Annotated in this window: 29 protein-coding genes and 1 riboswitch; of the genes, 26 read left to right on the top strand and 3 right to left on the bottom strand. The window is 38.7% G+C overall.

Going from position 1 to position 24630, the window contains the following annotated elements:
• Positions 1–32: 32 nt before the first annotated feature.
• The 12 genes from Q3C15_RS00805 to Q3C15_RS00750 all read left to right on the top strand — a co-directional run bounded on the left by Q3C15_RS00805 (position 33) and on the right by Q3C15_RS00750 (position 9932).
• Positions 33–233, top strand: a complete 201-nt coding sequence (locus Q3C15_RS00805) for a hypothetical protein (protein WP_283601229.1) — start codon at positions 33–35, stop codon at positions 231–233.
• Positions 217–723 carry a DUF2335 domain-containing protein gene (locus tag Q3C15_RS00800; RefSeq protein WP_283601230.1) on the top strand — a complete coding sequence of 169 codons (507 nt, stop codon included), beginning with the start codon at positions 217–219 and terminating at the stop codon, positions 721–723. Before Q3C15_RS00805 ends, Q3C15_RS00800 begins: the two co-directional genes overlap by 17 nt.
• A 647-nt stretch (positions 724–1370) precedes the next feature.
• Complete coding sequence (locus tag Q3C15_RS00795) at positions 1371–2663, top strand: threonine/serine exporter ThrE family protein (protein ID WP_283577432.1); 1293 nt, start codon at positions 1371–1373, stop codon at positions 2661–2663.
• A gap of 100 nt (positions 2664–2763) precedes the next feature.
• The gene (locus tag Q3C15_RS00790; protein ID WP_283577394.1) at positions 2764–4083 is read left to right on the top strand and encodes an APC family permease; all 1320 of its coding nucleotides are present in this window, start codon (positions 2764–2766) and stop codon (positions 4081–4083) included.
• Positions 4073–4615, top strand: coding sequence for a 5-formyltetrahydrofolate cyclo-ligase (locus Q3C15_RS00785; RefSeq protein WP_302703474.1), 543 nt, complete (start codon positions 4073–4075; stop codon positions 4613–4615). The genes Q3C15_RS00790 and Q3C15_RS00785 overlap by 11 nt, the downstream gene beginning before the upstream one ends.
• A 69-nt stretch (positions 4616–4684) precedes the next feature.
• Positions 4685–5311 carry a DUF308 domain-containing protein gene (locus tag Q3C15_RS00780; RefSeq protein ID WP_204779691.1) on the top strand — a complete coding sequence of 209 codons (627 nt, stop codon included), beginning with the start codon at positions 4685–4687 and terminating at the stop codon, positions 5309–5311.
• 11 nt (positions 5312–5322) lie between these two features.
• Entirely contained in the window at positions 5323–6348 is a 1026-nt protein-coding gene (locus tag Q3C15_RS00775) for a hypothetical protein (RefSeq protein WP_204779690.1), read from the top strand.
• Positions 6349–6447: 99 nt separating this feature from the next.
• Positions 6448–7467, top strand: a complete 1020-nt coding sequence (locus Q3C15_RS00770) for a PhoH family protein (protein ID WP_283577396.1) — start codon at positions 6448–6450, stop codon at positions 7465–7467.
• A complete protein-coding gene (gene ybeY / locus Q3C15_RS00765; RefSeq protein WP_057828057.1) occupies positions 7467–7943 on the top strand; it encodes an rRNA maturation RNase YbeY in 477 nt (158 codons plus the stop codon). The genes Q3C15_RS00770 and ybeY overlap by 1 nt, the downstream gene beginning before the upstream one ends.
• Positions 7921–8322 (top strand): diacylglycerol kinase family protein, encoded by a 402-nt coding sequence (locus Q3C15_RS00760; protein ID WP_146993400.1) that lies wholly within the window; start codon positions 7921–7923, stop codon positions 8320–8322. The genes ybeY and Q3C15_RS00760 overlap by 23 nt, the downstream gene beginning before the upstream one ends.
• An 18-nt stretch (positions 8323–8340) precedes the next feature.
• Positions 8341–9252: a GTPase Era gene (gene era, locus Q3C15_RS00755; protein ID WP_057828058.1), complete on the top strand. Its 912-nt coding sequence runs from the start codon at positions 8341–8343 to the stop codon at positions 9250–9252.
• A 95-nt stretch (positions 9253–9347) separates the two neighbouring features.
• A complete protein-coding gene (locus Q3C15_RS00750; protein WP_057828059.1) occupies positions 9348–9932 on the top strand; it encodes a YfbR-like 5'-deoxynucleotidase in 585 nt (194 codons plus the stop codon).
• 164 nt (positions 9933–10096) lie between these two features.
• Here the strand turns inward: Q3C15_RS00750 and Q3C15_RS00745 are convergent, their stop codons facing one another.
• Positions 10097–10471, bottom strand: a complete 375-nt coding sequence (locus tag Q3C15_RS00745; RefSeq protein ID WP_057828060.1) for a hypothetical protein — start codon at positions 10469–10471, stop codon at positions 10097–10099.
• Between the two features lie 117 nt (positions 10472–10588).
• Between Q3C15_RS00745 and Q3C15_RS00740 the strand changes: the two genes are divergently transcribed.
• The 4 genes from Q3C15_RS00740 (at position 10589) to Q3C15_RS00725 (ending at position 15089) form a co-directional block, all read left to right on the top strand.
• Positions 10589–11452, top strand: coding sequence for a metallophosphoesterase (locus Q3C15_RS00740; RefSeq protein ID WP_283577399.1), 864 nt, complete (start codon positions 10589–10591; stop codon positions 11450–11452).
• Positions 11453–11493: 41 nt separating this feature from the next.
• Positions 11494–11671: riboswitch (Lysine riboswitch) on the top strand.
• 131 nt (positions 11672–11802) lie between these two features.
• Positions 11803–13311, top strand: coding sequence for a glutamate/gamma-aminobutyrate family transporter YjeM (gene yjeM / locus Q3C15_RS00735; RefSeq protein ID WP_302703473.1), 1509 nt, complete (start codon positions 11803–11805; stop codon positions 13309–13311).
• Positions 13312–13472: 161 nt separating this feature from the next.
• Complete coding sequence (locus Q3C15_RS00730) at positions 13473–14420, top strand: DMT family transporter (protein WP_278851001.1); 948 nt, start codon at positions 13473–13475, stop codon at positions 14418–14420.
• A gap of 111 nt (positions 14421–14531) precedes the next feature.
• Positions 14532–15089: a hypothetical protein gene (locus tag Q3C15_RS00725; RefSeq protein ID WP_057828064.1), complete on the top strand. Its 558-nt coding sequence runs from the start codon at positions 14532–14534 to the stop codon at positions 15087–15089.
• 34 nt (positions 15090–15123) lie between these two features.
• On the opposite strand, the gene Q3C15_RS00720 is transcribed toward Q3C15_RS00725, so the two are convergent.
• The gene (locus tag Q3C15_RS00720) at positions 15124–16842 is read right to left on the bottom strand and encodes an NFACT RNA binding domain-containing protein (RefSeq protein ID WP_302703472.1); all 1719 of its coding nucleotides are present in this window, start codon (positions 16840–16842) and stop codon (positions 15124–15126) included.
• Positions 16843–17002: 160 nt separating this feature from the next.
• Here Q3C15_RS00720 and Q3C15_RS00715 point away from each other — a divergent pair, with 160 nt between their 5' ends.
• The 6 genes from Q3C15_RS00715 to Q3C15_RS00690 all read left to right on the top strand — a co-directional run bounded on the left by Q3C15_RS00715 (position 17003) and on the right by Q3C15_RS00690 (position 20549).
• Positions 17003–17440, top strand: a complete 438-nt coding sequence (locus Q3C15_RS00715; protein ID WP_057828066.1) for a MarR family winged helix-turn-helix transcriptional regulator — start codon at positions 17003–17005, stop codon at positions 17438–17440.
• A 22-nt stretch (positions 17441–17462) separates the two neighbouring features.
• Positions 17463–18329: a DegV family protein gene (locus Q3C15_RS00710; protein WP_289554758.1), complete on the top strand. Its 867-nt coding sequence runs from the start codon at positions 17463–17465 to the stop codon at positions 18327–18329.
• A gap of 94 nt (positions 18330–18423) precedes the next feature.
• The gene (locus Q3C15_RS00705; RefSeq protein ID WP_057828068.1) at positions 18424–19257 is read left to right on the top strand and encodes a TIM barrel protein; all 834 of its coding nucleotides are present in this window, start codon (positions 18424–18426) and stop codon (positions 19255–19257) included.
• A 19-nt stretch (positions 19258–19276) separates the two neighbouring features.
• A complete protein-coding gene (locus tag Q3C15_RS00700; protein ID WP_057828069.1) occupies positions 19277–19669 on the top strand; it encodes a hypothetical protein in 393 nt (130 codons plus the stop codon).
• 25 nt (positions 19670–19694) lie between these two features.
• Entirely contained in the window at positions 19695–20285 is a 591-nt protein-coding gene (lepB, locus tag Q3C15_RS00695) for a signal peptidase I (protein WP_278851010.1), read from the top strand.
• Between the two features lie 36 nt (positions 20286–20321).
• Positions 20322–20549 carry a nucleoside hydrolase gene (locus Q3C15_RS00690; RefSeq protein ID WP_368045389.1) on the top strand — a complete coding sequence of 76 codons (228 nt, stop codon included), beginning with the start codon at positions 20322–20324 and terminating at the stop codon, positions 20547–20549.
• A 45-nt stretch (positions 20550–20594) separates the two neighbouring features.
• Here Q3C15_RS00690 and Q3C15_RS00685 read toward each other — a convergent pair whose 3' ends face one another.
• Positions 20595–21824, bottom strand: coding sequence for an MFS transporter (locus Q3C15_RS00685; protein ID WP_283599195.1), 1230 nt, complete (start codon positions 21822–21824; stop codon positions 20595–20597).
• Positions 21825–21996: 172 nt separating this feature from the next.
• On the opposite strand from Q3C15_RS00685, the gene Q3C15_RS00680 reads away from it, so the two are divergent.
• From Q3C15_RS00680 to Q3C15_RS00665, 4 genes are read left to right on the top strand one after another with little or no spacing between them, the layout of a single operon-like run.
• Complete coding sequence (locus Q3C15_RS00680) at positions 21997–22848, top strand: ABC transporter ATP-binding protein (RefSeq protein ID WP_302703471.1); 852 nt, start codon at positions 21997–21999, stop codon at positions 22846–22848.
• On the top strand, positions 22848–23711 hold the full coding sequence (locus tag Q3C15_RS00675) for an ABC transporter permease (RefSeq protein WP_302703470.1): 864 nt from the start codon (positions 22848–22850) through the stop codon (positions 23709–23711). Before Q3C15_RS00680 ends, Q3C15_RS00675 begins: the two co-directional genes overlap by 1 nt.
• Complete coding sequence (locus tag Q3C15_RS00670; RefSeq protein WP_302703469.1) at positions 23712–24161, top strand: LytTR family DNA-binding domain-containing protein; 450 nt, start codon at positions 23712–23714, stop codon at positions 24159–24161.
• Positions 24158–24577 carry a DUF3021 family protein gene (locus Q3C15_RS00665; protein ID WP_057828076.1) on the top strand — a complete coding sequence of 140 codons (420 nt, stop codon included), beginning with the start codon at positions 24158–24160 and terminating at the stop codon, positions 24575–24577. Before Q3C15_RS00670 ends, Q3C15_RS00665 begins: the two co-directional genes overlap by 4 nt.
• Positions 24578–24630: the final 53 nt, after the last annotated feature.

The raw sequence follows: 24630 nt of genomic DNA, 5'->3' as shown, positions 1-24630 counted from the left end.
AACGGTATGTTACTTAGAAGGAGGTGCCAACTATGAATATTTTTCAATCAATTATTATGACATTTAGTGCATCTGTAACTAAGATTTTAAAAAATATCTCCCTTCAAAATGAGGTACAGAAATCTGTCATTGAAAAAGATGAAAAACAGTATGGCGGGTTCATTAAAGATGATTGGAAAAAAGTTGGTAAAGATTTAAAGTTAGGAATTATCGATTATGGTAGAACAAGATAAAAAGCAGAATTCAGATGATGGGAATGAAATCACGAATTCTCCCTCTAGACCTGACCAAGAAATTATTGATGATATAAATAAATTAGATATTTCAAGTGATAAAAAGCAAGATATAATTGCAACTATGGAGATGTATAGTGGCCCGATTCCACATCCTAAAATTTTGGCAGGCTATCAAGCTCTAGATCCTGAAGCAGCTAAAAAAATCATTGATAACGGAATTGAAGAGTCTAGACATCGGCGTGAGCTAGAATCAAAAAGACAAAAACGTCGCGGAAGATTAAGTTGGGCTGCTTTGATATTTTTATTTATATTTATGGTTGTATTTATTCTGTGCTCTTTTATTTTAATTTTGAAAGGGCACAAAATATCTGGAACTATATTTGCCGGTACGGCATTTCTTGTATTCGCTTCAACGATGTATGAAGGTGTTTTACAGTTATCGGACAATAGTGACAGAAAATCAGACGAAACTAAGTCTTCCAAATAATTTAAGCTCTCACTGCATTGGCAGTGGGAGCTTATTCTGTATATAATATGTCATAGATCATTCCCACTCATTGAAGTACATGTACGAGCGAGTGGGCTATTTTTATTTTACGAATATTAATCGTCGAAATCTTAATAAAAAAACTCTTGACTGATATATATATATATATACTGCACGTAGAGTCGTTTGGCTCTATAACTCTTACTTTGCCTCATCAGTATTTTGGTGAGGCTTTTTGTATGATATAATTACTGCGTAAAAGCCGTTTGGCACCGAGTAGACCAATTCATTTGAGCAGCTTTAAAGAATTGGTTATTAAAGTGGTTGCTCCAACTAAAAAAGTTGGGGCATTTTTTATTGATAGATGCAAATAAAAAGACCTATCGTATTTTGATAAGCCTCTTCATATATTAAAAAATAAAACAATTATTTTGAGCACACTTTGAGAACAAAGGCATTAAATTGCTTATTAGATAAGACTTTATGAATCTCCCATCCTCCTTAATAAAGCAGCGACGTCTCAGCGATGAGGCGTTTTTTTATACTCAAATTTACCAATTATGATTTTGGAACCCGTGATATAATTAAATTAATTAAATATTTTAAGGGAGTTTATTACATTGGACGGACAGATTGAACAGCATCATATGAATATTCCATGGCATGACTTTGAAGACGAGGATCAGAATATTCTGCATGCTGACTTACAAACCAAAACCACAATTATCGGCCGGGTCGGCATTATGATGCTTGCCTGCGGAACCGGAGCTTGGCGGGTACGCGAATCAATGAACGCAATGGCTCGGGTGATGGGCGTACGGTGTTCAGCTGATATTGGTTTGGTTTCAATTGAATTTACCTGTTATGAAAATGGGCATAGTACGACCCAAGCGCTATCTTTACCAGCAGCCGGAATCAACACGATCCAGTTAAGTGAATTGGAAAATTTTGTGGCCGCTTTTCAGGCAGACGGCCAATTTTTAACAACCAAGCAGGTTAATCAAGCATTGGATAAAATTAAACAAAAATCAAATAACTATTCAAACATTGCAATCGCATTTGCTGCGGGATTTGCCTGCAGCGCCTTTGTATTTTTACTTGGCGGCGGATTGATTGAAATGTTTTGCTGCTTGATTGCGGCATCTCTTGGAAGTTATGTGCGCAAGATTATGGGGACGAAACACATTACGGCGTTAGCGGGCGTTGCAGCTAGTGTGGCTGTTTCATGTTTGTCATATGCAATGATTTTTGACGTTTTAAAAATAATCTTTCAGGTTGCTTCTGGTCACGAGGCAGGTTACATTGGGGCAATGCTTTTTGTGATTCCAGGATTCCCGTTTATTACAAGCGGATTGGATATTGCGAAAACTGACATGCGTTCCGGACTTGAACGATTGGCGTATGCATTAACAATTATTGTTGTCGCAACGCTTGTTGGCTGGTTAGTTGCGTTGCTTGTTCATTTAAAACCGGAAAACTTTATTGCATTGCATCTTACACCGTTTGAACTAATGCTTTTGCGGTTACCGGCCAGCTTTGTTGGGGTGTATGGTTTCTCAATGATGTTCAATAGTACGCCGCGAATGGCGGTAATTGCAGGCTTGGTTGGTGCCATTGCAAATACTTTGCGGCTTGAATTAGTTGATTTAACTGCCATTCCAGCGGGAGCAGCAGCTTTCTTTGGCGCCTTTACTGCCGGAATTCTAGCTTCATTGGTTCAAAAACGAAGTGGCTATCCGCGAATTGCAATCACGGTTCCATCGATCGTTATTATGGTTCCAGGGCTTTACTTCTACCGTGCAGTCTATGAAATTGGAAACTTAACGTTACAAGATGGCGCTAATTGGTTAGTTAAGGCATGTTTGATTGCGATGTTCTTGCCGTTAGGGCTGATGGTCGCGCGGTTACTAACGGACTCGAAGTGGCGGTATACGAATTAGACGCAATGGATATGGGAGTTGGCGACTTTTAAACTGAATTCAGCGGCTAAAATGGTAAACTGAATTTAGATTTAAAACAATTTCCAGGGGAGGAATTTAAATGGCAAAGGATAAAAAAATCAGTCCATTTTCAGCATTTTTACTTGGCGTTGATGGAATGGTCGGGTCAGCAATTTTTCTTTTACCCGGCAGTTTGTATTCCAAGGCGGGAAACAGTTTAATTGGAATTTTACTTGTTTCAGGAGTATCGGCATTGTTGCTGGCGTTGTGCTATGCTGCATTATCAAGTGAAACGAAACAAAATGGGGCTGCGTGGTTGTATGCGTATAAGGAATTCGGCCGGTTTGCCGGATTTGAAGTTGGCTTTTTTACATGGTTTCAAGGAGTAATTACGATTACAACTGAAATTGCCGCTTTTCTGACTTCATTAAAATTATTTATTCCGCAGCTTTCAGATAAATTGGTTTATGACATTGCGGGAATTGCAATCGTTCTTGTGATCGCAATCATCGGTTTGATGGGTGATCGCGTTTCAAGCATTGCCGATAACATCGCAACATTCTTAAAAATTGGGGTTTTGCTGATTTTTGTTTTAGCTGGAATTTGGTTTATTCATCGAATCAACTTTGTTTCAAATGCTCATTACAGTTTTCATTCGGTAAATAATGCGTTTAGTAATGCATTTTATATGTTTACCGGGTTTGCCTTTTTGCCGGTTGCGGCTGCTCAAATGCGGAATCCGCGGAAAAATTTACCGCGCGAGTTACTTGCCGTAATTATTTCGGTAACGTTGTTGTATATCGCAACGGTCGTTGTTGCAATTGGGACGGTTGGACCTTCGATTGCACACAGCAGTTTGCCGCTTGCAATTGCATTTGCAAAACACTTCGGTAATCTTGGAAAAATCATTATTACAGTTGGAACGGTTGGGTCAGTTTTGGGAGTTGCAATTTCACTATCGTACAGTACACCATATGTTGCGTCATCGCTTGCAAATGAACATCAATTATTGCCGCAATTTTTTGGGAAAAAGTCGAAAAGTGGGGCGCCGTACGTTGCAATCATCATTACTGCCGGATTATGCGCGTTGTTGATTTTAAGCGGCGGCTACCTTTTCTTAGTTCCATGCACAATTATCATCTCGCTTGTTCAATACTTCTCAACTTCACTGGTAATGTTTGTTAAACAGTGGCGGCGGCAACGGCATCAAGAACAATTACCGCAAGGGGCCTTTAATTTACGGGGCGGAATTTTAGTTCCAGTGCTTTCATTGCTGGTATGTGTTTACATTTTAGTAAATCTCAAACTGAAAGTAATTCTTTTTGGAGTGATCGCATTGATTTGCGGGATTGCATTGTATTTCATTGATAAATTAATTACTAAAAAAGCCAAAATAAAGGAGCAAAGTCTTGGAAAGTAAAGCAGAAATTCGCAAAAATGTGTTACATCAATTAACGGTCAAGCCAGAAAATGAACGGCAAAGCGAGACGCAAAAATTAATTGCGCAGTTTTTGAAACTTGACGAATATCAAAAGGCAACGTCGATCGGAATTACAATTAGTAATTTTCCTGAACTGGATACGCATCAACTGATTGAGCGAATTTTGAAAGATCAAAAGAAAGTTTGTTGTCCAATCACCCGCCCACATCATCAAATGGACTTTATTGAAATCAGTTCAGACACGAACTTTAAGAAAAGTGATTTTGGAATTTGGGAGCCTGAATGGGAAAAGGAAAAGGTCAACAACCAACCCGATATCTTAATCGTTCCCGGGATTAAATATGCTTTGGATACTCGTCAGCGTGTTGGGTTCGGCGGCGGTTTCTATGATCGCTTTTTGAAAAAATTTAACGGGCACACGGTAACGTTAGCACTGCCTGAACAAGTGGCTTTAAGTGCTGATTGGCAAATTGAGCCAACAGATATACCGATTGATCAAATTCTTCACTAAATCGTTTGAACTTCTGCGGATGATAAGGCATAATTAACGTATTAAACCCATGAGAAAGGACGAAAAAGAGTGGCAATTTGGTTTGCAATCGCATTATTAGCCGGAATAATTTTTATTCTCGGAATTTTCTATTTGATTAATTCAGTTCACCGTTATGGAAAGTGGCTTGCACCAACCGTTTTATTGATTGTAAGTCTGATCGTATGTGGTGGATGCGGTTTAAATGCTTATCATCTTCACCAAGAAGACCAAAAGGCAAAGACAAGTTCGAATCCAATGCGGACAACGTTATCAGCGGAAGCATCATCCCAGGGTGGAATGGTTGAAAATGGCTTGCAAGTGATCAATAACGGAATCCAAGAAGATAAGGATCAACAACAGGTTTTGAAAGATTTGCAGCAAAGCTTTGCGAAAGTTGGAACCGTAACGTTTGATCAGCAAAGCAAGACGTTTACGGTCACGCCAACAACAGACCAGGATGTAAAAGCAATTAACTACGTTCTAGCCAATCCACAAAAGGCGCAACAAAGCGGCTATAATAATTTGACGAGCGGAATTTTAAGCACTTCAAAGCAACTGACCAAACCGCTTGGAAAGGGCTATACATTACAATTGACGAAGCCGAATAGCAATCAAGTAATTTATGCGGCCAAAGACGGTCAAGTTTTAACGGATGTTGTCAACAATAAAAACTAGGGGTTGATTGAATGCTTATTCATACAACAAAAAAGGCACTTTCACAGTTTAAGAATCCGACTCATGAAGTGGATTTGACTGAAACCGATGATCACACTGAAATTTTAAATTGGTCGATTTTACCGTATGAAATCGACGACCATCAAGGAATGCTTACCTTGAATGACTATACAAACTTTGCGGTGATCATTCCGCAAACAAGACCATTCAAGTCATTTGATGATTTTTTTGAGGCTTTTAGTCTAACTTTAATGTCCGTTTGCGAATCAATGGATATTAGTTTCATTAAAATCGAAGCTTATCTGAATGACATTAAGATCGACCATAAAACGATCATGCAAATGAGTAACCATAGTAAAGCAGCCGGGTTACTGGAAGTTTATAAAGAAAAGCTGATTCAAAATGCAAACTTACTGGATCGACCAAATGACCCGCAAAATGTGATGGCGGCGGTTCGAATCGGGCGTGATTTTCCAAGTAAGTTGAATGATTACCGGAATCCGTTGGCAGCCTTTAAATTTGAAATTACGGCAAAATATTTGTTTCCAGCGGATGTTGCTGACAATCTTGATGATGTCAAAATCAAACCAACGTGGGATCCATATTCTCAATGGGAAGAAATGGACGGGAAGATCAGTAGTGACCCGGATGAAATGAATAATTTCCGCCTTGCGGTTGAAAAAAATAACTCAATCATGCTTGCTCGCTTTAAGCGGTACCTTCAAGGGGCTTCATATAGTCAGCGGAAAATCGCATTGATGATGAGTTATGCGCGTGATTACCTTGATCAATTTTTATTGACGATTTTACATCAAACGTTTATTCACGATCTATCAATTTTACCGGCATACTTTGCGGAGTTTATGCCTGCTCAGCGGCAAAATCCTTTAGATGAGCCGGTTGCGTTTGAAATGCTTAGCGAATTGGCTGATTTTTGGGAGGCAAGCGGCCAGATTTCAGCTGACGATCATGAAATTATTGACCACGAGCTGGATGAAACGAAGAAAATCGTTCAAACAACCTTTTATCCGATGTAAAAGAGTAAACAATATTGTTGAAAGTCAGAAAGTTGTATAATATTTCTGTAAAGACGGTTAAATTTTAATTTAACGATTATATTATAGGAGGTCAATTGATTGACAGCAGAGCAAAAGGTTGAAGAAGAATATCATATTTCTGAACCTAATTTAGAACCAGCATTATTTGGAATTAATGATGGTTATCTTCATTTGATTGAAGAAAGTAAAAACGTCGAAATCCGTCCGTTTGGCGACAATATTAAGATTGATGGCCAAGTTGATGATGTAAAGGCGACAATTCAAATTATTGAAAAATTAATTGAACTTTTGAAAAGCGGAATCAGTATTAGTGAAGCCGATATTGTTTCAGCAGTTAAGATGCAAGAACGCGGGACATTAAGCTATCTTTCTGATTTATATACAACAACGCTTTTGCGGGATCGGACTGGCCGGCCGATTCGGGCAAAGAACTTTAGTCAACGGCAGTATATCCAAACGATTAAAAACAACGATTTGACTTTTGGAATTGGGCCTGCTGGGACCGGGAAAACTTTCTTAGCAGTTGTAATGGCCGTTGCCGCATTGAAGAAGAAGGAAGTTGAACGCTTGATTTTAACACGGCCAGCCGTTGAAGCAGGTGAATCATTAGGGTTCTTGCCGGGTGATTTAAAAGAAAAGGTCGACCCATATTTACGGCCAATCTATGATGCGTTGTATGCAATTTTAGGTGCAGAACATACTGAACGGTTAATCGAACGCGGAGTAATTGAAATTGCGCCGTTAGCATACATGCGGGGCCGGACGCTTGAAAAGGCTTTTGTTATTTTGGATGAAGCTCAAAATGCGACCCGCGCTCAAATGAAAATGTTCTTAACCCGGTTAGGCTTTGGTTCAAAGATGATCGTTAATGGTGATAAATCACAAATTGACTTACCACGGGGACACCAACAAAGCGGATTAGTTGATGCTGAACGGTTATTGCAAAACTTGCCGCATATTGGATTTGTTCACTTTGATGCAGCAGATGTTGTTCGGCATCCAGTTGTGTCTGAAATTATCAAAGCTTATGAAGATGGCGGCGATTTAGCTGCTGATAAGATTTTAGATGAAAACGAAAATGATAAGGATGAAGACTAATGGATCTACAGCTTATTGATGAAACCAAGCACGTGACAGATCATCAATTAGACCTTGTCCGTGGAGTACTTGAATATGCTGCAAATTATTTAAGCTTACCTGAAAACACTGAAATGTCAGTGACATTGATGGACAATAAGCATATTCATGAAATCAATAAAAAATATCGCGGAATTGATAAGCCGACAGATGTTATCAGTTTTGCAATGGAAGAAGATGGCGATGAAGATGATATTATTTTGCCATCTGACATGGAATTTGAAATGCCAAAAAATTTAGGCGACTTGATGATCTCAATGGAAAAGGTCGCTGAACAAGCTGAATATCTTGGACATTCACAAGATCGTGAACTTGGATTCTTAACGGTTCATGGTTTCCTTCACCTGAATGGATACGACCACATGAAGGCTGAAGACGAAAAAGAGATGTTCAGTTTACAAGACGAGATTTTAGATGGTTATGGACTTCAAAGATAAATTCGCGACAAGTTGGAAAAATCGAAAATTTTCGCACTCATTAAGACATGCATGTGATGGTTTAATAACGCTTTTTAAAGAAGAGCGGAATTTTCGATTTGAATTGATCTGCTTATCATTGGTCGTTATTGCAGGATTGATCTTTCACTTGCCAATTAGCGAATGGCTATGGTTGATTGCGGCTTCAGCAATCGTTTTAATTGCTGAGGCAGCGAATACTGCCATTGAAAACTTAACAGATTTAGCAAGTCATCTTCATTCAAACGACTTTGCAAAAAAGGCAAAGGATATTGCTGCCGGGATGGTTTTACTCGCAGCGGCCTTTGCAGTGATCGTTGCGGGATTGATTTTTATTCCCCGCATTATTGCTTTATTCTAATTAAAGATGAGGGATAAAATGGAAAATCAAGAATTTCATTCAGGATTTGTTGCAATTATTGGAAGACCAAATGTTGGAAAGTCAACGTTTTTAAACCGGGTGATTGGTGAAAAAATTGCAATTATGAGCGACAAGGCGCAGACAACACGAAATAAAATTCAAGGGATCTATACCCGGAAAGACGCGCAAATTGTCTTTATCGATACTCCCGGGATCCATAAACCGCATAGTCAATTAGGAGATTTTATGGTTCAATCAGCCCTTTCAACGTTAAATGAAGTTGACGCGGTGCTTTTTATGGTCAATGCAACGCAAAAACGCGGGAAGGGCGATGATTTCATTATTGAACGGCTTAAAAAGGTTCATAAGCCGATTTATTTAGTGATCAATAAAATCGATAAGATTCACCCGGATAAACTGCTGGATATTATTACTGAATATAAAGACACCCTTGATTATAAGGAAGTTTACCCAATTTCAGCTCTTCAAGGGAATAACGTACCAGAATTAATTGATAATTTAGTGGCTGATCTTCCTGAAGGACCGCAATATTATCCAGATGATCAGATTACGGATCATCCTGAACGGTTTATTGCCGGCGAATTAATTCGGGAAAAAGTTTTACAACTTACCCGAGAAGAAGTTCCGCATTCAGTTGCAGTCGTGGTTGATCGGATCAAGCGGGAAACCGATGAAAAGGTTCTCGTTCAAGCAACCATTATTGTTGAACGCCCAAGCCAAAAGGGAATTATTATCGGTAAGGGCGGAAAGATGCTGAAAGAAATTGGAATCCGGGCACGGAAAGATATTGAATTAATGCTTGGTGATAAAGTTTACCTTGAATTATGGGTTAAAGTGCAACCGAACTGGAAGGATCGCAAAGCAGATCTTGCAGCATTTGGTTATAAACAAGATGATTATGACTTATAGAAAAATCGTGCGATCGCACGATTTTTTGTTTACACTTGATTTTGCATTTAATAATGTGTAGTATCTATCATTAAAGACAGAAAGGGCTGAAAAGAATGGAAATTGGAGAAATGCAAAAATTTGTCGCAGCAATTGTCAATGATAAGTTAGCAACCATGAACAGTGTTCACCGTCAATCAACGATCACCACGATCAAAGCGGAAAATATTGCGCAACACAGCTTTTTCGTTGCATATTACGCACTTAAAATTGCGAAAAAGTTAAAACTGAATGATGAATTAAAAGGGGAAATCACGATTCAAGCATTGATCCACGACATTGCAGAATCATCTTCATCAGATGTTCCAAGCAATGTTAAATATCAGGTTCCGGGATTAAAGCAAATGCTTGATAAGGCCGAAGATTTTGCAATCAACAAATATTTCCCTGAAATTAAAGATGAATTTACAAGCTTACGCAAGCATGAAGCAGAAGGCGATATTGTTGGAACCGTTATTAAGCTTGCCGATATTATTGCGCTTATTCAATTTTTAAAGACTGAACGTGCACTTGGAAATCAAGATGCAACGTTATTGAAGGTCATCCGCGAAACATATGATAACCTTGGACGGTACCTGGATCATCTTGAAGAAATCGTCACGGATGAACAAGCTAAAAGTGTTAAGACGGAAGATAAATAAAAAGAAGGTGTGACAAAACAGTAAAAACGAGCGTGATGGAAGCAGAAAAGCGAATGAATCGCGGAGCATAGATTCGGAGGTTTTCGAACTTCCAAGTAGCTCGTTTGTTTTGGAACCCGATTATGTAAATATAGCAAAAAGATTGCAACCTATATCACAATCTTTTAATGCCGGGCAGCATGAAAATTATGCTGTCCTTTAATTTTATGCGAGTGTTTTTTAAATTTCGGCCGGTTGCTTGAGACCAATTTAAAATTCTTCATTTTAGCGTTAAACGGTCGGTTAGCTGTTCGAATTTGCGTCCACGTTTTCATGGCTTCGATCATTCCATCTAATTGCTTCAATTGTTGGGGGTCGTTTTCTTTAACTGCGGTTACATAAATGTCAGTTTGCAAACGCTGGATCAATCCTAGATGATAATTTAAAAGCTGTTGGGTCAATGGTTCATGCCGGTATTGATTAAACAGGTCTTGAATGACTTCCATTGCCTCGCGTACATTTTGCGGTTGAACATAACGTTGATTTTTCGGTAATGCCATTTGAAATTCCTTCTTCATAATTGATTCTGAATTTATTTTAACGCAATCAGGGATGAAGGAAAATGTTGAGTTTGTGATATGATTAACTAAGATAATAATTTAGGAAAGAGGATCATCATGCGTTATAAAATAGCAGTTTTTTCAGATGTTCATGGGAATTATACGGCTTTAAAAGCGGTATATGAGGATATGCAGGAGCAAGGAGTAACTGAATCATGGTTTTTAGGTGATTTATTCGCTCCGGGGTCCGGTGCGCAAGATTTATGGGATTTAATGCAAAAAATTAATCCTGATGTATATATCCGCGGAAATTGGGATGATTTGATGATTCGGGGCGCCGCTGGGAAAATCGCACTTGAAAAGCCAAGCAAAGTTTATATGGAACGGCTTGCAATGGATGTGGCTGCAAAAGTTGATCCTCAAGTTTTGGCAACCATGAAGCGCTGGCCGATGCGAGTCGTAAAGCAGATTAATAATGTACGGATCGCAATCACGCATGATCTTCCTGAAATCAATTTTGGGCAACAGTTGTATCCGACATTGCCAACGGAAAACTTTAATAAATTGTTTGTGGAAGATGATCTTGACCTTGCAATTTATGCGCATGTTCACCATCCAATTATGCGGTACAGCAGTGAAGAACAGATCGTCCTTAATCCGGGATCTGTCGGACAACCATTTAACCGCCACGTTAAATTTCAACAGGATTTACGGGCGCAATATTTGATCGTGACGATTGATGATGACGGAATAAGTGGAATTGATTTTCGGAAAGTCGCATACAGTCATCCCGATGAATTATTGCGGGCGGCAAACGCGAATATTCCGTATATTGAACTTTACCAGCGGCAAATGGAAACGGGTGAAGTTCACACGCATGATTACCCGTTGTTAGCGCGGTTGAATGATAAATATGGTTATCTTCGTGAAGCTAAGGAATATGAAGCCCAACATGCAATTCACGAAAAATCTGATTTTTAGGGTTGACAATTTTAGGAAGTAGTTTTAAAATTCAAAGTAAATCAAATAATAGAGGTTGCAGATGACATCAGTAAGCTATTTGAGTGGCTGTTAAACGTTGAAGATAGCTGAAAGGGGATTTTGCCGAAATGCATTGTTGGATAACAGCTGGGAATGCATTGGGACGTAGTTTAAGAAATTACGGACTGTCGCAATTGTTTGCGGAGCGCTATTATTCAACACGGGATTAAATAAAATCAAGTCTTATTGTTGGAAGTGAGCTCAGCCGGCAGTAAGGCTTTTTATTTATCTCAATTTTGTTGATAGTGTGACGCCTTTATTATTAATTTAATATAAGGAGTCTTTTTATTATGGAAAACCAAAAGAAGATGTCAGTCACGGCCTTAGTATTGATGATCTTTGCATCGATCTTCGGCCTTGGAAACGTAACAACCGCATATTACCAAATGGGATACGGTGCAATTATCTGGTACATTGCCGGTGCATTGTTATTCTTCATTCCGTCATCATTGATGTTTGCTGAATATGGATCAGCATTGAAGGAAAGTCAGGGGGGAATCTACTCATGGCTTGAAGTTTCAATCGGTGAAAAGCCGGCCTTTATCGGCGCATTTGTTTGGTATGCTGCATGGGTAATTACGTTGGTAACCCAATTCTCAACGATTTGTATTCCAATTTCAGGATTGATCTTTGGAAAGGATACAACGCAAAGCTGGCACCTTTTTGGAATGAATTCAACGGAAACCCTTGGATTAATTGGAATCGTGCTATTAGTTTTGATTACGTGGTTGGCAACTCGGGGATTCGATAAGATCGAAAAGGTTGCTTCAGCCAGCGGGGCGGTTATCATTGCAATCTCAGGATTATTTATTGTCGCAAGTATTTTGATGCTGGTTTTAAATCATGGCCACTTAGCTCAGCCAATGTCAGCTCACGCCATCGTTTCATCACCGAATCCGCAGTTTAAGTCACCAATTGCGATTCTTTCATTCTTCGTTTATGCCGTTTTTGCATATGCTGGGATGGAAACGATGGGTGGAACGATCGACCGGGTCGATAAGCCCGAACGCAATTTCCCAAAGGGCATTATCCTTGCTGGAATTGGAATGATTTTGATTTACGCTTTAGGGATTTTTCTTTGGGGAGTAACTGCCAACTGGCACAAGGTATTGGGAACCGATTCAACTAACCTTGGAAATATCACTTTGGTTTTGATGCAGAATTTAGGTTATACGATTGGACGTGAAGTGCTTCACTTGCCAGTTCACCAAGCATTGATCATGGGACAATGGACAGATCGGCTGATCGGATTTGAAGAAATGATGTCAGTCTTTGGTTCAATGACCGTTTTGATTTACTCCCCATTGAAGACGATTTTACTTGGTTCACCAAAGCGCTTATGGCCAGAAAAGGTTACGAAGTTGAACAGCCGCAAGATGCCGGCATTTGCAATGTGGATGCAAGCCATCGTAATGGGAATTATTATCTTCGGCGTTTCATTTGGCGGGAAGAGTGCCCAACAATTCTATACGGTTTTAACAGATATGAATAACATTACTTCATCAGTTCCGTACTTGTTCTTAATTCTTGCATTCCCATTCTTCAAGCGGATCAAGAATTTAAACCGGTCATTCGAAGTTTATAAGAACCGGAAGTTAACGAATACGATTTGTGTTGTTAGCTGGATCACGATTTTCTTCGGAATCGTCTTTACGATTATTCAACCAGTATTACAACATGATGCATATACTGCTTTCTGGACAGCATTTGGACCGGTCTTCTTTGCCCTTGTTGGATGGATCTTCTATCGGCATGCAAGTCGCAACGTTGAACCGGTTGTTGAAGAAGAATTAGATTAAAGTGAATTGAAAATTGATTGAAGGTCGCGTAGAAGAACGTGATCTTCTTTTTTTGTAAAAAAATTTGAATTCTATGTAATAAAAAGTAACATCAAATGTAGATTTTATTTCTTTTTATGCTATAATACACTCGTTATTATTTTTATTTGGAGGGAAAGTTGATGGCAAAAAAATCCAGTAAGGTTGCTCGCGGAATCGTCATTGCGGCAGCAGCTTCAATGATGTGGGGAATTTCAGGAACATGTTTGCAGTTCATTTCACAAAACCAAAACATTCCTGAAAATTGGTTCTTATCAGCACGGACACTTGGTGCAGGGCTGATTTTGCTGCTGATTAGTTTAATTATGTATCGCGGAAAAGTTTTTCATGTTTTCAAATCATGGAAGAACATTGGTTGGCTGTTCGCATATGCGATTCTTGGATTGATGGCAAATCTTTTTACATTCTATAAATCAATTCAATTTGGTGGAAACGCCGAAGCTGCAACCATTTTGCAATATTTGAGTCCGTTATTTATTGTTTTGGGAACTGTGATTTTCAGACGGCAAATGCCTTATAAGTCAGATGTATTTGCGTTTATCATTGCATTAGCCGGCGTTTTCCTTGCATTAACCAAGGGGGACTTCTCCCAACTTTCAATTTCAACGAGTTCATTGATGTGGGGCTTAGGATCAGGGTTAACGGCCGCATTTTATGTTGTTTTACCGCGGAACATCGTTAAAGATCCTGATAACCCGCCATTGGTCGTTCTTGGATGGGGAACTTTAATTGCTGGATTCTTCTTTAACTTGCATCAACCAGTTTGGGTCGGAACACCGAAGATTACTGGAACATTGATTGCTTCAATGTTAACGGTTATCTTCCTTGGAACGATCATCCCGTTCGGGTTATTACTATATGCAACGCACTATGCTCCGTCAGACGTTATCAGTATTATGGATGCGGTTCAACCAATCACAACTTCAATTTTAAGTATCATCTTCTTTAAGATGGGTATGAATTGGGTCGAAATTGTCGGAATTGTATTGGTAATTATTGGTGTTTACATCTTACAACGCGGACGGAAAAATATTGAAAACTCCGAAGAGAATTTTCGAGCCGATGTATAAAAATGAATAAATATTGAAAACTTTGTAAATCCGGCACTTCTTACTGATTTTAGGGATTCAAATGTGATACAATTTATTTAGAATAAGTTTAGTGAGAGGTGGGCGATCAATATGGAATTAAGTCAAATTTTACAGAAATCAATTTCACAAATCGCTCTTTCAGGACAAGGAGTAAAAACGTATCTCGTTCCACAGATTCCACGCCAATTATTGACGCGGGCATGGCGGACTTTTTGCCCGCAGGAGAAGCGGACTTCGATTCTTGCGTTGATTGATACTTCCTTTTTTCAAAATGGCAAGGAAGGATTCGTCTTTACTCAAAATGCATTGTATATTCGGGAAACAATGCATCGCGTAAAGGTTTTTCCGTATGATCGAATCAATGCAATTATTTATTTTCAAGCTCTTTCAACGTATTCAGGAAAGAATAGCATTTCAATGGAAATCGACAGTAAAGATTATGATTATGAAATTAGTAATGTGTTATTGAAGGGAATCAATACTGATCGATTTAACCGGATGTTACAGCAAATTGTTTCCCTATATCGGCCAGATGAACGTCACGAGATTGAAGAAGAGTTGGAAGATAGTGAAACTCAGATTGCGCATCCAGAAAAATTTAAACCGCATAAATTTAAGGATGGCGATCCGCAGATTTATCAGAAATAAAAAGACTGAGATTTTGAAATCTCAGTCTTTTTAATTACTCGTTTTTCGTTTTTAATTGATTAACTTTTTCCTCAGTCGGAGTAACATACAATGTTTTTTGGCCTTCATAGATCACAAACCCAGGTTTGGTCCCGTTTGGCTTGCGAATTCGCCGAACTTGCACATAGTCGACTGGAACGTTGGCGGAGTTTCGTGATTTTGAGAAGTATGCTGCTAATTCAGCGGCTTCAACCAGCGTTTCATCGCTTGGGTCACTGCTTTCAACGATTACATGGGATCCTGGAATGTTTTTTACGTGAAGCCAGTAATCATTCTTTGAAGCGGTGTGTAAGGTCAACTTCTCATTTTGAAGATTATTTTTACCAACTTTGATTCGGGTACCATCACTTGCCCGGAATATTTCTGGTTGGTTGATCTTAACCCGGCGTTTATTTTTCTTATGGTGATTGTTTTTCCGTAAGTATCCACCGTTTTCAAGTTCAACTTGAATATCAGTTAAATCTTGCGGTTCAGCAAGCTCAATTTGAGTTTGGATCTCTTCAAAATAGGCAATTTCATCTTCAGTAAGTTTAATTTGTTCCTTCAAGTATGAAATCGCGTTTTTAAGTTTTTGATATTTTTTAAAGTATTTTTGGGCATTTTGCGAAGGACCGATTTGGTTCGATAACGCAATTTTCAATGGCTTTTCATTATCATAAAAATTCGGTAACGTGATTTCAGTCATTCCGCGTTTAACCTGATACAAGTAAGTTGTTAGCAATTCGCCTTTTATCCGGTATTCATCCGCGTGCTGGGTATTGGTAAATTCTTTTTGCAATTTTTTCAGTTTATTGCGGTTCTTTTTCAATTCTTGGTTTACAACATGGATCAGTAAGGCTCCTTGTTGCCGGACCCGATCACGGGTTGCCTTCTCACGGTAAAAATGATCAAGCAGTCCACTTAAAGAACCAAATTGAGCACCCATGTTTTGAATATCATTTCCAAGTGCTGTAAATGTAAAATCAAGCCGTTTACCGGTGGTTAAACTTGGGATTGGGGCATCCGCAGCTTTAAGAAAGCTCGTTAAATGTTCGGAATCATTTTGACCATCGTTTTGATGAAAAACATCCGCAAGCTGAAGGGCGCTGACTTTACCGAATCCTTGAAATTCTTTTTGAATATTTTGCGCAAGGACTTCGCGGTTAGGAAATTGTTGGCCAAGCGCAATCAATTGTTGAGAATTTTCAGCAGTAAACGGATCAAGTTTTTCCTGTTTTGGCGGTTGCCGGTAAGTTGCACCTGGAAGTAATGTCCGGTACCGGTTTTGATCCATTCCAACGTGTTTAATGGTATCAATGATCGTTTGATTTTGCTGATTGATCAAAATGACGTTACTATACCGGTTCATGATTTCGATTGAAAGCAAAAGCGGTAAGCGGTCGCCAATTTCATTTCGCGTTTCAAAACTAAAGTAAACGACCCGGTCATTTTCCAATTGTTGAATGGCAGTCAGCTTGGCGTTTTCAAGATATTTGCGCAACATCATTGTAAATTTAGTTGGAACTGCCGGATTTTTATATGGAATTTGCGTAATTTGCATCCGGGCGTAGTTGGGGTGAGCTGATAAAAGTAACGGGTAGTTTTTCCGGTTGGACCGAATTGTCAAAATCACTTCGTTCGGATATGGTTGAGAGATCTTCATTACCCGTCCGTTAAGGATCTTTTCGCGAAGTTCACTCACCATTGCGTGGGTAAACATTCCGTCAAATGCCATAAATCTCATCCTTTCTGAAAATAATAATATGCTACTTATTATTGTAAAGTTCTGATGAAAAAAAGCAAAGAAAAATCCACAAATCGCCTTCAGAGTCTTGAAAAATATTTACAAAGATTGTATTATGCAATAAGGTACGAAAGAAGGGGTGATTTTCTTTTTGAAAGAACCATTAGACAATTTGCTTGATTTACAACGTGAATATCAACGGTTTGTTCAAAAAATGGCAAAGAATAATCAACTGACCATTGCCGAATGGCAGCTTCTTCAACGGATCGCTGACGGGAAAAATTCGCAAGAATTACTTGCAGAAGATTTGCGGCTTGATACTTCAACGCTGAGTCGTCAACTGAGTAAACTAACGACCAAGGCGTTTGTTAAAATCAGTAAGGTTGCAAATCAAAACAACGTTAAAACCCGGAAAAGCTATCAATACCATCTCAGTGAAATTGGTCAACGTGTTCTTTCACAAATGAATACGGATTTTAAAGAATTTGGACAAAAAGTATTTGCGCAGTGGACTGGCGAAGAGAAGAATTTTTTAAAGATTTTAATCAATCGTCTGACTCAAAGTATGCGTCAAGTAACATTAAATTAATTGATAAAGTAGGTGTAGTTTTATGAAAACTGCTGTTGTAACCGACAGTACAGCAAATTTAGATCAAGAAACGATTGATAAGTACGGAATTAAAGTTGTTCCGATTCCTTACATTATTGATGGAACCGAATATCAAGACGGCGTTGATCTTACCCGTCCTGAATTCTATGAAAAAATGCGGAATGCAAAGGACTTTCCGACCACATCGCAACCGCCAGTTGGTGAAATGATTAACTTGTATAATCAATTAGCTGATGAAGGTTACGATGCAGTTATTAGCATTCACATTGCAGGAACGATCTCCGGTTTGATGACGACTTTGAATAACTTAAAGGGTCAACTTGACAATATCAAACTTTACCCGATCGACTCATCAATTACTGAAGTTCCAATGGGATGGATGGTTAAGTTAGCTGCACGGATGGCGGCTCAAAATGAAGATGCCGAAAAGATCGTTGCGGCCGTTGAACAGCTTAAAAAACAATATGATGCGGTCTTTGTTGTTGACGATTTGAAAAACTTGGCTCATGGTGGTCGGTTATCAAACGCTTCAGCATTTATCGGAACCGTTTTAAAAATTAAACCGTTACTTCACTTTGATAAGGAAAGTGACAAGATCGTCGCCTTTGAAAAGGTTCGCTCATTGAAAAAGGCAATGAAACGGGCACAAGAAATCATTAAGGAAGAAACGGATAAGGCAGATTATCCGTTCCGCTTGCTAGTGATTCACGCTAATAATGAAAAACGCGGTCAAGAATGGGCTAAGGAAGTCCAGGGAGCCTTCCCCGGGCTCCCGGTTTCACTTGATGAATTTGACCCAGTAATTGCGGTCCACCTTGGTGAAGGGGCATTGGCATTAGGATTTATTCGTGACATAGAAAAAGACTAAATTTTAAGCCAAATTCATCACTTTCTTTTCAATTTTGTGAGAGAATATAACATATAAAGGATAGATTATATATTAATTGAAAGATGATGATTAAATGCGAGTTCAATTAGGATTAAAAGGGAGCACCGATGACAGCCAATACCGGGATCGGTTGCAATATCATCCGGATGTTTTCGAGTTTTTTACCCAAGAAGACGACTTTACAACTGATGGATTGCAAAAGTTACGGTATGCGATTCAAGCAGTCCAAAATGAAGCAACGAGTAAAATTGTGTTGCATCAACCGATGCGGTATCAAAAAACAATTTTTACGGAATTGATTGCACCGGAAAGTCGCTGTCCGGGTCTTTATAAATTCGTCGAACAAAGTACGATTGATTTGTTACAGGTGGCATATGATTTTGACGTTCAAGTATTGATTCATGGCGCATATTTACGGCAAACCCCTAAATATATTGCCATGTATCCGTCATTTGATGCTGCTCAGGATGCGGCCTTCAAGCGGATGGATCGATTCAATGAAATGGGCGGTAATCATATCATGTTTGAAAACAGTATTTCACCAATTTTTTATTATGGTGATCCGCAGTTTGAAGATCGAATTTTAGCTCATGGGTACCGATTGGCATTTGATACTTCGCACTGTTTTATCGCTGAGCACGGTGATAATGACAAGTTAGTTGCTTCGATCAAACATTTAATGGATGCGACGGTTCATTACCACCTCGTTGATTCGATGGGTGAGCATCATGACAGTTTAGTTCTCGGAACCGGAAAGATCGACTGGCGGCGGGTTTTACCGCTCCTTAATGAAAATTCAAAAGCAACGAGCATTTATGAAATCAATTTGGCAGATCCAACTGATGCTAAGGAACAGATGGAAAGCCATCGTTATTTGGTTGAATTAGCCAAAACATTAACTGATTAAATAAAGAAGAGGTAAGATTTTGGCAAAGATATTAAACGTTCTGATTGGAACGATTGGTATTTTATATATTTGCGGACAAGTTACTTATTATGGTTTTGTCCAGTTGCTAAGTACGCTCGGCTATATTCACGCTGCGACGGTTGCTGATAGTCACAAAATTATCTTTGATTGGGTGATTTTTATGGCATTTTTGTTAGTAATTTTCGGGTGCGTGGCGTTGGTTGCAAACTTTATTAAATTTCAAACCCCACACTTAGGATTACGATTGATTTTTAATATTGTTTGCATTTTTATGCCATTCTTACACATTAAGAATCATCTAACAATTCTTTTCGAGGGTGTATTTTTAATTTTGTTTGGGTTATACTTAGCTACAATAAGAAAATCTAAATTAATTAATGATAAAAATTAATCTAAAACGATAGGGGCTAATAGTTGTGTCATCATTTTTTAAAAACGTTGTCGCTCCAATCTTGACAGGATTGATAATTGCAGCGTTCATCGTAACTTTTGTATTTCGAATCGTAAAGGTTGATGGAACTTCAATGTATCCGAACCTTCAAAATAACGAGCACGTAATCGTATGGAAGTTAGGTAAGGTGCGGGAAGATTCCGTGGTTGTTTTTGACGCATATGGCGTTGATAAAAACAATCCGAATGTTCAAAAGAATACAAAGTACGTTAAGCGGGTAATTGGAATGCCTGGTGACAAGATTGAATACAAGAACAATGGTGATTTGTATGTTAACGGCAAGTACCAACCACAAAATTACATTACCAAGCAACAACGGACAAGCGGAACATTAACGTTGCTTTTACCAGAAGCAAAGGGCGTTAGTTTAGGAACAGGTAAGACGTTCACCGTTCCGAAAAATTGTTACTTTGTTCTTGGAGATAACCGCGCTGATTCAAACGATAGCCGGTATTATGGGTTTGTTCCGAAAGATAAGATCGTTGGAATTGCGAAAGCGCCATTCTGGAACAGTAAACATAAGCTGATTAATGATTATTATCCAGCAACAAATTAGAGCTTAAGGTGGTGACGAAAGTCATCACCTTATTTAATTACCGTTATTGAATGCGATTCCATTGCTTATTTATTAAAGCCTGAGATTTTTGAAACCCACCCAGCTTACCTTGATGTTGAAACTCAGGGACAACTGACAGTGGGAGAAACGGTTGTTGACTTTGCAGGACTAATGAATCAGAAACCAAATGCAAAAGTCATAATGAATCTTGATCGGCAACGGTTTGTCGATTTAATTATTGATTTACTTCATCACTTTGACTAAAAGAAAAGGATCGCTTCAATGCGATCCTTTTTTGAATACCATTCATTATGCATTCTTTTTATTATTTCCCATCTTGAAACTAATTAAGACAATCAGTAAGTTGATGGCAGCTAGAATTGCAGTCATTACGAACACATCTGGATATGAAAAATGACCCGCAATCACTGATCCAAGCATTGGGCCAATGATACTTCCAATTGCTTGGAAAGACTGCATGTAACTGAAGACCCGGCTGACAACCGCGTCAGGCGCATTATTCATTAGAACAGTTTGAGCAAGTGGGAGTAAAGCCGCGTCTGAAATTCCGATTAAGAACCGGCAAATTCCTAATGTATATACATTCCCGACCCAACTCGTTGCGAAAAAGACGCATCCGGAAAAAATCAATCCGGCAACTAAAACTTTGCGCGCCCCGATTCGGTCACCAAGGTCGCCTAACCGATGAGCAGCCATAATGGTTGCAAACCCAGGAAGGGCAGTGATAATTCCGCTGACAACCGATACACTGCCATGGCCGTGTAATAACTGCCGGACAAACAAACTAATGACTGGGTTAATTGACTTAGTAACGGCATTTACAAGCATCGCAGTGATGAACATTGCAATGACGATTGGTAAGCTGTTGACTTGAGCCAAGGCAGATTTTTCTTTTCGGGAAGCATTTTTGGCAACTTCATGTGGAGTAAATTCTTCCTTAACGAATACAAGGGCTAAAATTCCAGCAATGAACATAATAATTCCGAAAAGGTAGAAGGTCATCCGATAGCCCCACACATCGGCAATCATTCCGCCGATGATTGGACCAATCAGTTGCCCTCCGACCCGTCCAGTCGTTAAGATTCCCATCGCCTTTCCACCTTGATTCGACGGAACTTCGCTTGCAACTAAAGCTTGCGAATTACTGTTGTATCCTGAGAAACACCCATAGACAAATCGCCAGAAAATCAAAATCCAGATGTTATGCGCAAGTCCGCAGAGAAATCCTGTAATACACATTCCAAACGCTGACCGTAAAATCATTGGTTTCCGACCAGTCCGGTCAGCGAGTTTCCCCCATAATGGTGAAACAATTGCCTGACTAACGAAGGCGATCGCATACGCTAACCCGGAATAGAAAGTTAATTGGACGTTTGTAAAGTGCGCCATTTGGCTGATAAACAGCGGCAAAAACGGCAAACTCATACTAAAGCCAGTCCCGGAAACAAAATCCCCAAATGCTAAAACATATAAGTTTTTCCGCCATTGAGGCATTTCCTTAATATTCAATTTGATCATCTTCTCAATCTCTAAGTTAGTATACTTACTATTTAAAACTAAAATTTCAAAGATGTAAATACTAAAATAACTGACCACTTATCGCTAAAAAATGTCCGGTTAGCGAAAAATGCTCATTTTGAAAATAAAATTCGGTATAGTAAGAATGAAATTATTTCAGGAGGAAATTGGGATGAAATTAATTGAAACTCAAAGGTTAACTAAAAAGTTTGGAGCATTTACTGCGGTTCAAAACTTAAACATTGAAGTCGGTTCAGGAGAACTCACCGCTTATCTTGGAAGCAATGGCGCAGGTAAGTCAACAACGATTGCGATGTTAATTGGAAATTTAAAACCGACGTCCGGAAAAATCATTTACCATGATAATTTAAAAATCGGCGTCGTTTTTCAAAATAGTATTTTGGATCATGAATTGACCGTCAAGCAAAATCTCCAGATTCGAGCAGAACTGGAAGGCCAAGCGGTTCAAAAGCACATTAAAGAAATTATGCATAAAACGGGAATTGATCAGTTTGCCAATCGAAAGTACGGAGCCCTTTCTGGAGGGATGAAACGTAAAGTTGATATTGCCCGAGCATTATTAAATCAGCCTGATGTTCTTTTCTTAGATGAGCCAACAATTGGCTTGGATGTAACAGCCCGAAAAGAAATTTGGCAACTGATTAATGAATTAAAAGAAAAACAGAAATTAGCGGTCTTTTTAACGACTCATTATCTTGAAGAAGCTGAAAATGCCGATAACGTATACATTTTAAATCATGGCCAGATTGTTGAACATGGTTCAGCGATCGAACTGAAACAAAAATATTCGCAGGTTAAGCTTCGAATTAAATTTAAGAATGAAGTTGATCAGTCGTTAGTTTCAAAATTGAAATTTAAGCGCGATTTTTATGAATATCAATGTTCAAACGCTCAAACGGCAATTCAGTTTTTGGATCAGTATAAAGACCAAATCGATTATTTTGAATATTTACCGGTTGAGATGACGGATGTGTTTATGAAGCTTATCAAGGAGGAAGCATAATGGTCGCAATTATTAAACGCAATATTTTAATTTATTTTCGGAAATTTTCAAACATCATGTTTTCCCTTTTAGGATCAATGATTTTCTTTTTTATTTATATTTTATTTTTACGAAAAAATATTTTAAGTTCGCTTCACCAAATAACAGCTGCCGGAAAAGTTTTAGATATGTGGATGCTTGGGGCGTTGTTAACGATTACTGCAATGACGACCGCGTTAAATGTGATGGGCCAATTGGTAACAGATAAAAATAATAATAAATTTTTAGACTTCAAAATCAGTGTTGCATCGCCGCTTAGACTCCTTTTAGGATATTTTGGAGCAGCCATGCTTGTTTCAGTTGGAATACAGTTTTTAGTTTTTGGAATTGTTTGGGGATACTTTTTAACCTATGAAAGTTTACGACTAACAACAGGAATGATTATTCATTTGGTAGTAATCGGGATTGAAAATTCATTCTGCGCAACGGGAATTGCATGTCTGGTTTGTGCATTTATCAAGAATGAGACGGCATTGAGAGCAGTTAATACAATTTTTGGTTCTGGATTTGGCTTTTTGATTGGCGGATATTTTCCAATTGGAGAGATGTCAACGACAGCGCAGCATGTAATCAAAGCGTTTCCGCTTACATATTCTGTTGCTCAAAACCGTCAAATCTTGATGGATCACTTATTAAAGGCGACGATCAAGCCGATTCGAGTACCGATGGAGAAGTTTTTCGGACTGAACTTAACAATCAATGGTTCGCAAGTTAGTTCAGAAATGATAACATTGATTTTAATTGGGACAGGAATTGTTTTGATTCTTTTAATTGCAATAATTAGTCGTAAAATGATTGAAGTTACAATGGCGGAGCGAAGTTAAATGAAATATCAATTTAAACCAGATTCAACGGTTAATGAAACCAACGTTTTAATTACAGCTCAAACGAAAAACCACGAAGTTAATGAAATTGAACGGGCACTTGAAAAAATTCAAAAGGAAGAGCAGACGGTTACTATCAATGCGCACCAAACAGTTTATCGGATTCATTATAACGAAATCGTCTTTGTTGATGTTTGGGGTGATTATACCACCATTCATTTGTTAGACCGCAAGTTTAAAATTCACCAACCACTGCGAAAAATCGAAGAACAGCTTCAGGATGAGCGGTTCGTTCGGGGTTCACGGAGTTTGATTTTAAACCTCGACTTTGTTGAAAAATTTCGAAGCAGCTTTTCAGGAACTTACTTAGCTGAAATGGCTAATCATCAGGAAGTTGCAATTTCACGGCGATACTGGAAAAAAGTTAAGGAAAGGGTGTTTCAAAAATGAGATGGTTAATTGAATTGCTTCAGCGAATGATTATTGGAACCGAAATTGGAATTACCTGTTATGTATGGATCGGCGTTTCATGTTATTCATCGGTAAAAGTGACATTGCCGATTGCAGCGGAGATTTCTTTAATGGGGGCAATGATTGGCGGGGCAACCTTTATTTTCCGAATTCCGCGAATTAATTATTACCTTGCATTCCTCATTCATTATCTTATTGTTTTAGCTGCGAGTTGGATTTTTTTGCGACCGATTTATAGAATATATTATGGAGTTAACTATCAATTTAACTTTGAAAGTCTCCTATTTATTGCAGCGATTTATCTTATTATTCAGTTAGTAATTCGTTTCATGCAAATTAATGACGTTCAGCGCGTTAACCGGCGTTTAAAGCAACGGCAAAAGAAAAATCATTAAGATTTCAGCGTCGATGATAAGAGGACTTCATCGGCGCTGATTTTCATTCGTGA

Origin of the sequence: Ligilactobacillus sp. 110_WCHN (assembly GCF_030518115.1) — a bacterium.
Lineage (GTDB): Bacteria > Bacillota > Bacilli > Lactobacillales > Lactobacillaceae > Ligilactobacillus > Ligilactobacillus aviarius_C.
The sequence above is the reverse complement of the archived record's forward strand: the minus strand, read 5'-3'. Positions and strand labels throughout refer to the sequence as shown.

Excerpts from the sequence above, each read along its gene's own strand:
- Q3C15_RS00720 (WP_302703472.1), bottom strand. The coding sequence starts at position 16,842 with ATGGCATTTGACGGAATGTTTACCCACGCAATGGTGAGTGAACTTCGC.
- Q3C15_RS00705 (WP_057828068.1), top strand. The coding sequence starts at position 18,424 with ATGCGAGTTCAATTAGGATTAAAAGGGAGCACCGATGACAGCCAATAC.
- Q3C15_RS00745 (WP_057828060.1), bottom strand. The coding sequence starts at position 10,471 with ATGGCATTACCGAAAAATCAACGTTATGTTCAACCGCAAAATGTACGC.
- era (WP_057828058.1), top strand. The coding sequence starts at position 8,341 with ATGGAAAATCAAGAATTTCATTCAGGATTTGTTGCAATTATTGGAAGA.
- Q3C15_RS00670 (WP_302703469.1), top strand. The coding sequence starts at position 23,712 with ATGAAATATCAATTTAAACCAGATTCAACGGTTAATGAAACCAACGTT.
- ybeY (WP_057828057.1), top strand. The coding sequence starts at position 7,467 with ATGGATCTACAGCTTATTGATGAAACCAAGCACGTGACAGATCATCAA.
- Q3C15_RS00725 (WP_057828064.1), top strand. The coding sequence starts at position 14,532 with ATGGAATTAAGTCAAATTTTACAGAAATCAATTTCACAAATCGCTCTT.
- Q3C15_RS00685 (WP_283599195.1), bottom strand. The coding sequence starts at position 21,824 with ATGATCAAATTGAATATTAAGGAAATGCCTCAATGGCGGAAAAACTTA.
- Q3C15_RS00760 (WP_146993400.1), top strand. The coding sequence starts at position 7,921 with ATGGTTATGGACTTCAAAGATAAATTCGCGACAAGTTGGAAAAATCGA.
- Q3C15_RS00750 (WP_057828059.1), top strand. The coding sequence starts at position 9,348 with ATGGAAATTGGAGAAATGCAAAAATTTGTCGCAGCAATTGTCAATGAT.
- Q3C15_RS00665 (WP_057828076.1), top strand. The coding sequence starts at position 24,158 with ATGAGATGGTTAATTGAATTGCTTCAGCGAATGATTATTGGAACCGAA.
- Q3C15_RS00680 (WP_302703471.1), top strand. The coding sequence starts at position 21,997 with ATGAAATTAATTGAAACTCAAAGGTTAACTAAAAAGTTTGGAGCATTT.
- Q3C15_RS00795 (WP_283577432.1), top strand. The coding sequence starts at position 1,371 with ATGAATATTCCATGGCATGACTTTGAAGACGAGGATCAGAATATTCTG.
- Q3C15_RS00790 (WP_283577394.1), top strand. The coding sequence starts at position 2,764 with ATGGCAAAGGATAAAAAAATCAGTCCATTTTCAGCATTTTTACTTGGC.
- Q3C15_RS00740 (WP_283577399.1), top strand. The coding sequence starts at position 10,589 with ATGCGTTATAAAATAGCAGTTTTTTCAGATGTTCATGGGAATTATACG.
- Q3C15_RS00800 (WP_283601230.1), top strand. The coding sequence starts at position 217 with ATGGTAGAACAAGATAAAAAGCAGAATTCAGATGATGGGAATGAAATC.
- Q3C15_RS00675 (WP_302703470.1), top strand. The coding sequence starts at position 22,848 with ATGGTCGCAATTATTAAACGCAATATTTTAATTTATTTTCGGAAATTT.
- Q3C15_RS00775 (WP_204779690.1), top strand. The coding sequence starts at position 5,323 with ATGCTTATTCATACAACAAAAAAGGCACTTTCACAGTTTAAGAATCCG.
- Q3C15_RS00730 (WP_278851001.1), top strand. The coding sequence starts at position 13,473 with ATGGCAAAAAAATCCAGTAAGGTTGCTCGCGGAATCGTCATTGCGGCA.
- Q3C15_RS00710 (WP_289554758.1), top strand. The coding sequence starts at position 17,463 with ATGAAAACTGCTGTTGTAACCGACAGTACAGCAAATTTAGATCAAGAA.
- Q3C15_RS00805 (WP_283601229.1), top strand. The coding sequence starts at position 33 with ATGAATATTTTTCAATCAATTATTATGACATTTAGTGCATCTGTAACT.
- yjeM (WP_302703473.1), top strand. The coding sequence starts at position 11,803 with ATGGAAAACCAAAAGAAGATGTCAGTCACGGCCTTAGTATTGATGATC.